Annotated in this window: 10 protein-coding genes; 7 read left to right on the forward strand and 3 right to left on the reverse strand. The window is 74.2% G+C overall.

The genetic code is table 11. The annotated features are described in order from the left end of the window. The first annotated feature begins 229 nt into the window (after positions 1-229). Positions 230-2,017 carry a lytic murein transglycosylase gene (locus tag ACSU53_RS23720; protein ID WP_437030788.1) on the forward strand — a complete coding sequence of 596 codons (1,788 nt, stop codon included), beginning with the start codon at positions 230-232 and terminating at the stop codon, positions 2,015-2,017. 311 nt (positions 2,018-2,328) lie between these two features. Here ACSU53_RS23720 and hrpB read toward each other — a convergent pair whose 3' ends face one another. Beyond that, positions 2,329-4,893 (reverse strand): ATP-dependent helicase HrpB, encoded by a 2,565-nt coding sequence (gene hrpB / locus ACSU53_RS23725; RefSeq protein WP_437033368.1) that lies wholly within the window; start codon positions 4,891-4,893, stop codon positions 2,329-2,331. A gap of 106 nt (positions 4,894-4,999) precedes the next feature. After that, positions 5,000-5,878 carry a class I SAM-dependent methyltransferase gene (locus ACSU53_RS23730; RefSeq protein WP_437033370.1) on the reverse strand — a complete coding sequence of 293 codons (879 nt, stop codon included), beginning with the start codon at positions 5,876-5,878 and terminating at the stop codon, positions 5,000-5,002. A gap of 326 nt (positions 5,879-6,204) precedes the next feature. Here ACSU53_RS23730 and rpsA point away from each other — a divergent pair, with 326 nt between their 5' ends. The 4 genes from rpsA to ACSU53_RS23750 all read left to right on the forward strand — a co-directional run bounded on the left by rpsA (position 6,205) and on the right by ACSU53_RS23750 (position 10,267). After that, positions 6,205-7,701, forward strand: a complete 1,497-nt coding sequence (gene rpsA / locus ACSU53_RS23735) for a 30S ribosomal protein S1 (protein WP_437030790.1) — start codon at positions 6,205-6,207, stop codon at positions 7,699-7,701. A 319-nt stretch (positions 7,702-8,020) separates the two neighbouring features. Further along, a complete protein-coding gene (locus ACSU53_RS23740; RefSeq protein ID WP_437030792.1) occupies positions 8,021-8,959 on the forward strand; it encodes a PAC2 family protein in 939 nt (312 codons plus the stop codon). An 88-nt stretch (positions 8,960-9,047) separates the two neighbouring features. Further along, positions 9,048-9,680, forward strand: coding sequence for a dephospho-CoA kinase (gene coaE / locus ACSU53_RS23745; protein ID WP_437030794.1), 633 nt, complete (start codon positions 9,048-9,050; stop codon positions 9,678-9,680). A gap of 206 nt (positions 9,681-9,886) precedes the next feature. Then, positions 9,887-10,267, forward strand: coding sequence for a tetratricopeptide repeat protein (locus ACSU53_RS23750; RefSeq protein WP_362088967.1), 381 nt, complete (start codon positions 9,887-9,889; stop codon positions 10,265-10,267). Positions 10,268-10,315: 48 nt separating this feature from the next. Here the strand turns inward: ACSU53_RS23750 and ACSU53_RS23755 are convergent, their stop codons facing one another. Beyond that, the gene (locus ACSU53_RS23755) at positions 10,316-10,579 is read right to left on the reverse strand and encodes a DUF6343 family protein (protein ID WP_437030796.1); all 264 of its coding nucleotides are present in this window, start codon (positions 10,577-10,579) and stop codon (positions 10,316-10,318) included. A 139-nt stretch (positions 10,580-10,718) separates the two neighbouring features. Here ACSU53_RS23755 and ACSU53_RS23760 point away from each other — a divergent pair, with 139 nt between their 5' ends. Next, positions 10,719-11,510 (forward strand): class I SAM-dependent methyltransferase, encoded by a 792-nt coding sequence (locus tag ACSU53_RS23760; protein ID WP_437030798.1) that lies wholly within the window; start codon positions 10,719-10,721, stop codon positions 11,508-11,510. Positions 11,511-11,623: 113 nt separating this feature from the next. Beyond that, a complete protein-coding gene (locus tag ACSU53_RS23765; protein WP_437030799.1) occupies positions 11,624-12,148 on the forward strand; it encodes a DoxX family protein in 525 nt (174 codons plus the stop codon). Positions 12,149-12,153: the final 5 nt, after the last annotated feature.

Genomic DNA, 12,153 nt, shown 5'->3' on the forward strand with positions numbered 1-12,153 from the left:
ATGGTGAAGCGGTGAATGTCGGTCGGGAACGGGTGTCCGGTCCAGGGAAGTTGCCGTAGGGTCGCGAACGTCGCCGTGCCGGAGCGGGCCGGACGGGTGCGGACGGGGAACGACCGGGGCACCTTCCCTGCCGGCCGGGGAACCGGTGGGGCGGGCCGGCCGTCCCACGGGGCGGGCACGACACACGGGTCGACGGACGCCCCGCGCGTCCAGGGGAGGGGTTCACTGTATGGCGGCGCATTTCGGCAGGAGGCTGCGCAAGGGAGCGACCACCACCGCCGTGGCCGCGGCCGCGGTGGCGGCCCTGTCCGCCTCCCAGGCACCGGGGGTGACGGTCGACCAGCACGGCCGGCAGACCACCTCGGACGCCGCGCCCACCCCCGACGCGGCCGACGGCGCCGACAGCGCGACCGGCAACTCGCCGTACTACACGGACCTGCCGCCGCTCAACAGCCCGAACCCGTCCCCCTCCGCGGGCGACGGCCCGGCCGCGGGCGGCAGTGAGGCCGGGATCCCGGCGACCGTCCTCGACGCCTACAAGAAGGCCGAGGCGGCGCTGCGCGAGAAGAAGCCCGGCTGCAACCTGCCCTGGCAACTCCTCGCCGCCATCGGCAAGGTGGAGTCCGGACAGGCCCGCGGCGGCAAGGTCACCGCCGACGGCACCACGCTCTCCCCGATCCTCGGCCCCCAGCTCGACGGCAACGGCTTCGCCCTCATCAGGGACACCGACAACGGCGCCTACGACGGCAACAGCGCCTACGACCAGGCCGTCGGCCCCATGCAGTTCATCCCTTCCACCTGGGCATGGGCGGGCCGGGACGGCAACGGCGACGGGGTCGAGGACCCCAACAACGTCTACGACGCCGCCCTGGCGGCCGGCCACTACCTGTGCCGCTTCGGCTGGGACCTGTCCGACAGCAAGGACCTCAACCGGGCGATCCTCAGCTACAACCAGTCGACGGACTACCTGAACACGGTCCTGTCGTGGCTGGAGTTCTACCGCAAGGGCACCCACGAGATCCCGGACGGCACCGGAACCCTGCCCGAGGGCCGCAGCGACGACCGCACACCCCGCCCCGGCTCCCGCACGCCCGGCACCGCACCCGGCACCACCTCCCCGAAGCCGCCCCGGACCGAACGGCCCTCCGACGGCCGGCCGAGCCCCGGTCCGGCCAAGCCGGGCCCGGGCTCCTCCAAGCCGCCCGCCCAGCCGTCCCCGCCGCCGACCACCCCGCCCGGCACCCCGCAGACGCCCACCGACACGGTGCACCGCCTGAAGGACGCCGGCACCGCCGACCTCACCGCCCGGGCGGGCGACACGTTCGCCCACCGGGTCAGCGCCCGCGCGGAGACGAAGACCGGCACGTCCGTGGCCAAGGTGCGGATCAGGTTCACCGTCACCGGTGACACCGGCGCCGTCTTCAGCGGCGGGGAGAAGGTCGCCACCGTCGTCACCGACGGATCCGGCGTCGCCGAGGCACCCGCGCTGAAGGCCGGCGAGAAGGCGGGAACGTTCACGGTCCGCGCCACGGTCGCCGGCCGTTCGGTCCCGGCCCTCGAGTACCGGGCCACCGTCACCGAACGCACCGCCGACCGGCTCGTCCGGGTCGGGGACGAGCCGCTGACCTGCACGCCGGGCGGCGCGTTCGAGCACCGGGTCACGGTGAAGGCCACCCACGACGGCGCCGCCGCCGACCGGGTCGCCGCCACCGCCACACTCGTCACGCCGGCCGACGCGTCCGACGACTCTGCCGAGCCCGCCGAGAACGACCGGGGGCCGTACTTCAAGGACGCCGACGACCAGCCGGTGCGCACCCTCACCGGCCTGGAGACGGGCCCCGACGGCCTGCTGAAGCTGCCGCCCCTGTTCGCGGACGACACCACCGGCACCTTCCTGCTCCGCATCACCACCGCGGGCGGCGCCACCCTCACCGTCGAGCTGACCGTGGCCCCGGACGAGGACGACGAGGAGGAGACGGAGGCGTCACCGGCCCCGTCCGAGTCCACCGGCGACTGAGCCCGGCTCCGCACCCGGCGCGAACGGAAGCAGGGCGCCCCCGGAGCCGTCCGGGGGCGCCCTGATCCGTGCGCGCGAACTCCTCGGTCCGGCACGGCCGTCGAGGAGGGGGAGGCACGCGAGCCGCCGGCCCGTCAACGGCCGCCCGGCCGGGGGCGTCCGCTCGGACGCCGTTCCGCCGCCCGCGGTCACCTCCCGGCGTCCCCGGCTCCGCCCCCGGCGGCGTCCACTCCCGGGCACGGCCCGGGCCGCCGGTCACGGCTGAGCCGTCGGCTACCGCCCGGGCCGTCGGTCACCGTCCGGGCCGTCGGTCACCGCCCGAGCCGGGCGTTGGTGTGCCGGGTCGGCTCCGCCGTGGCGGGGTCCTCCGGCCACGGGTGCTTCGGGTACCGGCCCCGCAGTTCCGCCCGCACGCCCCGGTAGCCGTCCCGCCAGAAGGAGGCCAGATCGGCGGTGACCGCGGCCGGCCGCCCGGCCGGGGACAGCAGGTGCACCAGCAGGGGGACCCCGGCCACCCGGGGCGTCTCCCGCAGCCCGAACATCTCCTGCAGCTTCACCGCCAGCACCGGACGTTCGGGATCGGCGTAGTCGACCCGGATCGCGGAACCGCTCGGCACGGTGATCCGTTCGGGAGCCAGCTCGTCCAGCCGCGCCGCCTGACCGGACGCCCACGGCAGCAGCCGGGCGAGGGCCTGTCCCGCGTCGATCCGCGCCAGGTCGGCCCGCCGCCGGGCCCGCCCCAGCTCCGGCTCCAGCCACTCGTCCACCCGCGCGAGCAGTGCCTCCTCGGACACGTCGGGCCAGGGTGCGCCGCACCGCCGGTGCAGGAAGGCCAGCCGCTGCCGCAGCGTCACCGCTCCCGGCGGCCACCGCAGCAGCCCCGTGCCCTCCCGCCGCAGGCCGTCCAGCAGCGCGGCCCGGACGAGCACGGGGTCCGCGTCCCGCAGCGCGCGCACCGACAGCTCGACCGCCCCCAGCCGCTCGACCCGCCGGGCGACGACGTCCCCGTCGGCCCAGCGGACCTCCTCCGCCGACTCCGCGAACGCGCCCGCCGCGTACCGGGCGACGGCCTCGTCGACGGCCGTGCCCAGCCGCACGCGCGCGTGCCCGCGGCCCGCCGGCCGGTCGGCCACCGCGACCGAGATCCAGGGGGCGTCGCGCAGCGCGCTGCCCTCGCCCGCCTCGGCACGGGTCCCGGACACCATCAGATACGACCCGCCGTCCGCCCGGGCGACCCGTTCCGGGAAGGCCAGCGCGGCCACCAGCCCCGCGCGGGCGTCCGGCCCCGTCACCAGTCCGCCACCGGGGCCCCGTCCGTCGTCCAGGCCCTCCCGCGCTTCCCGGCCGGGCTCCTCGGCCTGTTCCCCGGCCTGCTCCCCGGCGGACGACCGCAGCCGCCGCACCTCCGCCCGCCAGCGCGCCGCGTAGCCGTCGCCGCCGCGCCGGGCCGCCCGCAGGGCGGCGGCCAGGTCGTCGCCGTACTCGCGCGGCGCCTCCTCGCTCAGCAGCGCCACCACCTCGGCGGCGGCCTCCGCGCCCATCACGGGCGCGGCGTCCAGCAGCGCCCGGCCCAGACGCGGGTGCAGCCCCAGCCGGGACAGCCGCGCACCGCGCCGGGTGGCGCGCCCGTCGGGGCCCACGGCACCGATCGCCGTCAGGACGGTCCGGGCGGCCGCCATGGCCCCGGCCGGCGGCGGGTCGAGCAGCGCCAGCCCGGCGGCGTCCGGATCGCCCCAGCAGGCCGCCTGCAGGGCGAACGCCGTCAGGTCGGCCACCGCGATCTCGGGGGAGGGGAACCGGGGCAGCCGCGCGTCCTCCGCCTGTGCCCAGCAGCGGTAGACCGCGCCCGGCGCCTCCCGGCCGGCCCGCCCCGCCCGCTGGCGGCCCGCCGCCCGGGAGGCCCGCACGGTGGTCAGCGCGCTCAGCCCGCGCGCGTGGTCCACCCGCGGCTCCCGCGCGAGACCGGAGTCCACCACGACCCGCACCCCCGGGACCGTCAGCGACGACTCCGCCACCGAGGTCGCCAGCACCACCCGGCGCCGCTGCCCGGGGGTGAGCACCGCGTCCTGCACGGCCGCCGGCGCCCTCCCGTGCACCTGGAGCACCTCCGCGCCCCCGGCGTCCCCCAGCAGCCCCGCCACGCGGGCGATCTCACCCACCCCGGGCAGGAACACCAGCACGTCCCCGTCCCGCTCGGCCAGCGCCCGCCGCACCACCGACGCCACATGGGCGAGGAACGCCGGGTCCACCCGCATGCCGTGCGGCGGCCGCACCGGCCGCGCGGGGGGCGCCCACACCACCTCCACCCCGAACGCCGTGCCGCTCGCCTCGACCACCGGCGCGTCGCCCAGCAGCCGGGCCCAGCCCTGCGCGTCGGTCGTCGCCGACGCGGCCACCAGCCGCAGCTCCGGCCGCAGGGTCTCGCGCACGTCCCACAGGAACGCGGCGGCCGTGTCCGCGTCCAGGTGCCGCTCGTGGCACTCGTCGAGCACCACCGCGTCCACCCCGGGCAGCTCCTGGTCGCGCTGCAGCCGCTGCAGGAGCACCCCGGTGGTGACCACCTCCACGCGCGTGTCCCGCCCGACGGCCCGTGCGCCGCGGACCGTGTAGCCGACGGCCCCGCCCACCTGCTCGCCCAGCAGCCATGCCATGCGGCGGGCCGCCGCCCGTGCGGCGATCCGGCGTGGCTCGGCCACCACCACCCGCCGTGCGGGACCGTCACCCACCAGCCCGGCCAGTTCCAGCGGCACCAGCGTCGTCTTGCCGGTGCCGGGCGGCGCCACCAGCACCGCGGTGCCCCGGTCGTCCAGCGCCTCCCGCAGCGCGGGCAGCGCGGCCCGGACCGGGAGGGCGGCCAGGGCGTCGTGACGGATCACCCGCCCGGTCCCGGTCGTCATCCGCTCCGTCTCCTCCGCCACCACTGATCCGCCTCCGAGCCCCGTCCCCGCCCGGCCCCGTCCCGTGCCCGGTCCCGGCTGCCGCTCAGTCCCGTGCGCACACGAAGATCGCCGTGCCGGGGATCAGGTTCCCGCGCAGCGGCGACCAGCCGCCCCACTCGGAGGTGTTCCAGGCCGGCCACTCCGGCTCCACCAGGTCCACCAGCCGGAAACCGGAGCCGACGACGTCCCGCACCCGGTCGCCGAGCGTGCGGTGGTGCTCCACGTAGACGGCGTGACCGCGCTCGTCCTGCTCCACGTAGGGCGTGCGGTCGAAGTAGGACCCGGACACGCTCAGGCCCTCCGGGCCGGGCTCGTCCGGGAAGGCCCAGCGGATCGGGTGCGTGACCGAGAAGACCAGCCGTCCGCCGGGACGCAGCACCCGGTGCACCTCGCGCAGCACCAGCCGCGGGTCGGCGACGAAGGGCAGCGCCCCGTACGCCGAGCAGGCCAGGTCGAAGGAGGCGTCCGGGAACGGCAGCGCGGACGCGTCCGCGCACACCAGCGGGAACGCCCCGCCGATGCGCAGCGCGTGCTGCAGCTGCCGGTGCGAGATGTCCAGGGCCACCGGACGGGCCCCCTGCGCGGCCAGCCAGCGCGAGCACTGGGCCGCTCCCGCCCCCAGCTCCAGCACGTCGCGGCCCTTGAGCTCCTCGGAAGGACCGAGCAGCTCGGCCTCCACCTCGTCCAGCCCCTCGGGACCCCACACGAAGCGGTCGTCGCCGAGGAACGTGCCGTGTTCCACCTGGTACTCGTCGGCGTTGCGGTCCCACCAGCCCCGATTGGCTCGGGCGCTCTCGGTGACGCCGGCCTCCCGCCGGGTCGCCTCCGGTTCGGGCGCTTCGGGCTCTTGGATGATCGGCTCCCTCGTCGTACTCTTCCGTCCAGCCGGACCCCGGCCGGCCGCCGGACGGCACCACCGGATCCCGTGCGGTCCGGTGCGGTGTCTGACGTGCGCCTTCCGCCGTGCGGGCGAATTGTGCCGGTTATGCGGCGATCCGCCCCGGGTGGGGGGCTTCGTGCATTGACCCTGCCCGGCTGCCCCCGTATGCTACAAGTTGCGCTGCGAGCCTGCGTGCCTCAGACGTAGCAGGCTGCGCTCGCGTCTGTTGTATGTCCCCTCGGTTCTCGAGGCGTCACCACCAGTTCCTGGTGGGGCGCTTCCTTGGCTGTCCGGCTTCTACAGAGCGAAACGGGCTCCGGCGTAGCAGTACCTACGACTTCAATGTCCGTACCGGAGCCCTTTCCCACATGACGAGCAGCACCGAGACCACCGCCACCACCCCGCAGGTAGCGGTCAACGACATCGGTAACGAGGAAGCATTCCTCGCAGCGATCGACGAGACGATCAAGTACTTCAACGACGGCGACATCGTCGACGGCGTCATCGTGAAGGTCGACCGGGACGAGGTCCTGCTCGACATCGGTTACAAGACCGAAGGTGTCATCCCGAGCCGCGAGCTCTCGATCAAGCACGACGTCGACCCGAACGAGGTCGTCGCCGTCGGCGACGAGATCGAGGCCCTTGTCCTCCAGAAGGAGGACAAGGAAGGCCGCCTGATCCTCTCGAAGAAGCGCGCGCAGTACGAGCGTGCCTGGGGCACCATCGAGAAGATCAAGGAAGAGGACGGCATCGTCACCGGTACCGTCATCGAGGTCGTCAAGGGTGGTCTCATCCTCGACATCGGCCTCCGCGGCTTCCTCCCGGCCTCCCTGGTCGAGATGCGCCGCGTCCGCGACCTCCAGCCCTACGTGGGCAAGGAGCTCGAGGCGAAGATCATCGAGCTGGACAAGAACCGCAACAACGTGGTCCTGTCCCGCCGTGCCTGGCTGGAGCAGACCCAGTCCGAGGTCCGCCAGACGTTCCTCACCACCCTCCAGAAGGGCCAGGTGCGTTCCGGCGTCGTCTCCTCGATCGTCAACTTCGGTGCCTTCGTGGACCTGGGTGGCGTCGACGGTCTGGTCCACGTCTCCGAGCTGTCCTGGAAGCACATCGACCACCCCTCCGAGGTCGTCGAGGTCGGCCAGGAGGTCACGGTCGAGGTCCTCGACGTCGACATGGACCGCGAGCGCGTCTCCCTGTCGCTGAAGGCGACGCAGGAAGACCCGTGGCAGCAGTTCGCCCGGACCCACCAGATCGGCCAGGTCGTGCCCGGCAAGGTCACGAAGCTGGTTCCGTTCGGTGCGTTCGTCCGCGTGGACGAGGGCATCGAGGGTCTGGTCCACATCTCCGAGCTGGCCGAGCGCCACGTGGAGATCCCGGAGCAGGTCGTCCAGGTCAACGACGAGATCTTCGTCAAGGTCATCGACATCGACCTCGAGCGTCGTCGCATCAGCCTCTCGCTGAAGCAGGCCAACGAGTCCTTCGGTGCCGACCCGTCGGCGGTCGAGTTCGACCCGACCCTGTACGGCATGGCCGCGTCCTACGACGACCAGGGCAACTACATCTACCCCGAGGGCTTCGACCCCGAGACCAACGACTGGCTCGAGGGCTACGAGAAGCAGCGCGAGGAGTGGGAGCGCCAGTACGCCGAGGCGCAGAGCCGCTTCGAGCAGCACCAGGCGCAGGTCATCAAGTCCCGCGAGGCGGACGAGAAGGCCGCTGCCGAGGGTGGCGGCGACGCCGCTGCTCCGGTCGCGTCCGGTGGCGGTTCGTACTCCTCCGAGGGCCCGGACAACTCCGGCGCGCTGGCCTCGGACGAGGCGCTGGCCGCCCTGCGCGAGAAGCTGGCCGGCGGCCAGAGCTGATCGCGGCCGCTGAGGCAAGCCGCAGAGGTCCGACCGATCTCTGACCGAGGGCCCGCACCTTCCGGGGTGCGGGCCCTCGGTGCTGCCCGGACGCACCCCCCGGCCCGACCGCGCGGCGGACTCGGCGCCGCCGTCCCCGTCGGCCGCCCCCCACCCGGCGCCCTCACACCGGCGCCCTCACACCGGCGCCCTCACACCGTCGGCCTCCACCACGCCCCGGCTCCCCGGCTCTCGGCAGCACCACGGAAGTCCCCCCACCTGGGAATGTCGGTGCCGCATGGCACGTTGTCCTGTACGGACACGAGGAGGAGCGGTCACTGTGCTTGATCCGCAGGGTTTGTACGCATGGGAGCCGAAGGGGCTGGCCGTCGTCGACATGGCGCTCGCCCAGGAGTCGGCCGGCCTGGTCATGCTCTACCACTTCGACGGCTACATCGATGCGGGGGAGACCGGCGACCAGATCGTCGACCGGGTGCTCGGCTCGCTGCCCCACCAGGTCGTCGCGCGCTTCGACCACGACCGGCTGATCGACTACCGCGCCCGCCGCCCGCTGCTGACCTTCACCCGCGACCGCTGGACGGAGTACGACGACCCCGCCCTGGAGGTCCGCCTCGTCCAGGACGCGACCGGAGCGCCCTTCCTGCTGCTGTCCGGGCCCGAGCCGGACGTGGAGTGGGAGAGGTTCGCCGCGGCCGTCCGCCAGATCGTCGAGCGGCTCGGCGTCCGCCTGGCCGTGAACTTCCACGGCATCCCGATGGGCGTCCCGCACACCCGCCCGGTCGGGCTCACGCCGCACGGCAACCGCACCGACCTCGTCCCGGGCCACAGCAGCCCCTTCGACGAGGCCCAGGTGCCCGGCAGCGCCGAGGCGCTCGTGGAGTACCGGCTGATGCAGGCCGGCCACGACGTCCTGGGTGTCGCCGCCCACGTCCCCCACTACATCGCCCGTTCCCCGTACCCGGACGCGGCGCTCACCGTCCTGGAGGCCGTCACCGCCGCCACCGGTCTGGTCCTGCCCGGCATCGCCCACACGCTGCGCACCGCCGCCCAGCGCACCCAGACCGAGATCGACCGGCAGGTCCAGGAGGGCGACGACGAGCTCACCGCTCTCATCCAGGGCCTGGAGCACCAGTACGACGCCGCCGCCGGCGCCGAGACCCGGGGCAACATGCTCGCCGAGCCGGTCGACATCCCGTCGGCGGACGAGATCGGCCGGGAGTTCGAACGCTTCCTGGCCGAGCGGGAGGGCGACGGCTGATCGGATACGCTGCCCCTCGCCCGGTCGGCTGCTCACCGGGTCACACCGTCCCCGCCCCGGCGGGACCGACAGAGGGGGAGGCGCGGTCGTGCTGTCCGTGGGCCTGACCGGCGGCATCGGCGCCGGCAAGAGTGAGGTGTCGCGGCTGCTCGCCGAGCGCGGCGCCGTGGTGATCGACGCGGACCGCATCGCACGGGAGGTCGTCGAACCCGGAACCCCCGGGCTCGCGGCGGTCGTGGAGGCGTTCGGCGAGGACGTGCTCGCCGGGGACGGCAGCCTGGACCGGCCCCGGCTGGGATCGATCGTCTTCGCCGACCCGGAGAAGCTCGCGACGCTGAACTCCATCGTCCACCCCCTGGTGGGCGCCCGCTCCGCGGAACTGTCCGAGGCCGCCCCCGACGACGCGGTGGTCGTGCACGACGTGCCGCTGCTCACGGAGAACGGCCTCGCCCCCCTCTACGACCTCGTGATCGTCGTGGAGGCGAGCCCGGACACCCAGCTCGACCGGCTCGTCCGGCTGCGCGGCATGACCGAGGAGGACGCCCGCGCGCGGATGGCCGCCCAGGCCACGCGCGAGCAGCGCCGGGACGTCGCGGACGTCGTCATCGACAACGACGTGCCGCTCGACGAGCTGGAGCGGCGGGTCGACGCCGTCTGGACCGACCTCGTCCGCCGGGCGAAGGAGTCGAAGGACCGGTCCCCGCGGCCGGGGGCCGGGTAGGGACGGGCGGACGGCGTCGGCCCGGCCGACGCCGGGACGGGACGCGCGGTGCGGGATGCGCGGTGCGAGGCGCGTGGTGCCGGATGCGTGGTGTGAGACCCGCGGTGCGAGACGCGCGGTGCGAGAGGCGTGCCCGGGAGGCGGGCGGGAATAGCGGGCCGGTCCGGAGGCGTTGAAAGACGTTCGACCAGGGGAAGGACGCCGCAGTGCCCGAGACCAGCGGTTCGACCGGACGTACGCCGGAGACGCACGTCATCGACTTCCGTGCCGCCGAGCAGTTGCTCGCCGCCCGGGACCCGCGGGGTGCGGTGAAACTGCTCGACGGCGTCATCGACATGCATCCGGAGAACACCGCGGCCCGCCTGCTGCGTGCCCGGGCCTTCTTCGCGGCGGCCCAGCTGCGCGCCGCCGAGCTGGAGTTCTCGCTCGTCCTGGAGCGGGAGCCGGACAACGCCTTCGCCCACTTCGCCCTGGCCCGCACCTACGAGCGGCAGGGCCGCGCCCACCCGGCCAAGCGCCACTTCCGCCTGGCGGCTGCCCTGGACCCCAACCCGGAGTACCTCCAGGCCGCCCGCTTCGACGCGTAGCGGGCGGGCCGCCGCCCGGCCGGGACGCCGCGGCCCGTCCGGCCGGTGTCACGGCGGGTCCCTGGGCGGCAGGTACGGGGGCACGTCGCGGCCCGGCTGGTAGTGCGGGCCCCGGCGGATGTGCCGGATCACGATGATCAGGTCGACCGTCATGACGAGCCACAGCAGACCGCAGGCCAGGGCCCAGCCCGGACGGTCCGTGAGCGCGAAGGCGGCGGTGCCGAACACCGTCCAGGCCACGCCCCACACACTCAGCCAGAACCGCAGCCGCAGAGCACTGCGCGCGGTCACCGGTTCACTGCCGGTACGCATCACGATCACCGTCCCGTCCGTGACCCCGAGATGTGCGGGTTCCCGGACCGGGAGCCCGTTCCCTTCACTGTCTCACTCGGTCGAGTGAATCCGTTCGGGCTGCGGAACGCACGTGCGGATTCTGCCCGTTGGAACGGACATGGAGACGAGCGTGCGCGAGGGATACGCGGGGACGGGGCCGGGGGCGATCACACCCGACGGCTGTGCGGTGGAGCTCTACGCCCGGCTCCCCGTGGGGGACGAGCCGGACGTCATCGCTGCCGCGGTGCCGCCCGGGGCGCGGCTGCTGGAACTGGGGAGCGGCGCCGGCCGTGTCACGCATGCGCTGGTCGAGCGCGGATTCCCGGTCACGGCGGTGGACGAGTCCGCCGAGATGCTGAAGCGGGTGCGCGGCGCCCGCACGGTGTGCGGCCCGATAGAGCGGCTCGCCCTGGGCGAGCGGTTCGACGTGGTGCTGCTGGGCTCCTTCCTGGTGCACGCGGGCGACCGTGCCGTGCGGCGGGGTCTGCTGCGGACCTGCGTGCGGCACGTGGCGGACGGGGGCTGCGTCCTCATCCAGCGCGAGGGCAAGGACTACCACGCCGATGTGCCGCGCGAGCGCGTGGACCCGGCCGGATTCACCGTGCGCATCCGCTCGGCCACACCGGTCGGCGACGGTGTCGTCTCCGTCCACGCGGAGTACGAGTTCCCCGACGCCACCTGGACCCAGACGTTCCGGTCCCGCCCGATGACGCGGGAGGAGTTCGAGCAGGCACTGGAGGAGGAGGGACTGAGAGTGGACCGGTATCTGACGGAGGACCGGACGTGGGTGCGGGCGGTTCCGGCCGGCGGAGCGGGAGGATCGGGCGGCGGAGGGGGTGAGGAGGGCCGAGGAACACTGCACGGGAACCCGGAGGGCTCAGAGACACAGCACGGGAACACGAAGGGCTGAGGGACACACCGCGGGAACAACGGTGCGCGCCGACCGATGAGTTCCGAGGCACGCACGGGTCCTACCTGTGACAGCGACACGACCACCGAACGCGTTCACCACAGGAGACCCCGATGTCCGAGACCACCGCCTCCGCCTCCGCCACCACCGCTTCCGCTGCTTCCACCTCGGCCACCACCGCCTCGGCCTCCATCGTCGGGCAGGGGCCCGTCCCGAGTCCCTCGGTGCCCCAGCGGGTACGGCGGGGTCGCGTCGCGCTCCGTGTCGTCCAGGTCCTGCTCGCCCTGTTCTTCGCGTTCGCCAGCGCACTGCCCAAGCTGATCGCCCATTCCTCGGCCGCCGAGTCCTTCGAGACGATGGGCTGGGGGAGCGCGGGGATGTACGCCATCGGGGCGCTGGAACTCGCCGGGGCGGTCGGCCTGTTGGTCCCGGTGCTGCAGTCGGCGGCGGCGACCGGACTGAGCGCGCTGATGGTGGGCGCCTTCGTGGTGCAGGTCGCCGTCTTCGACGGCGAGTTCGCGGCGACGCCGCTCATCCTGATGGTGCCGCTCGTCCTGATCGCCTGGTCGCGACGCGGCCACAATGCCGACCTGCTGAGCCTGCTGCGGGGGAAGAGGAGCGCGTCGGCGCAGGCGTAGCACCG

It is taken from the genome of Streptomyces sp. enrichment culture (genome assembly GCF_964273255.1).
GTDB lineage: Bacteria > Actinomycetota > Actinomycetes > Streptomycetales > Streptomycetaceae > Streptomyces.

Excerpts from the sequence above, each read along its gene's own strand:
- ACSU53_RS23720 (WP_437030788.1), top strand. The coding sequence starts at position 230 with ATGGCGGCGCATTTCGGCAGGAGGCTGCGCAAGGGAGCGACCACCACC.
- rpsA (WP_437030790.1), top strand. The coding sequence starts at position 6,205 with ATGACGAGCAGCACCGAGACCACCGCCACCACCCCGCAGGTAGCGGTC.
- ACSU53_RS23755 (WP_437030796.1), bottom strand. The coding sequence starts at position 10,579 with ATGCGTACCGGCAGTGAACCGGTGACCGCGCGCAGTGCTCTGCGGCTG.
- ACSU53_RS23760 (WP_437030798.1), top strand. The coding sequence starts at position 10,719 with ATGGAGACGAGCGTGCGCGAGGGATACGCGGGGACGGGGCCGGGGGCG.
- ACSU53_RS23765 (WP_437030799.1), top strand. The coding sequence starts at position 11,624 with ATGTCCGAGACCACCGCCTCCGCCTCCGCCACCACCGCTTCCGCTGCT.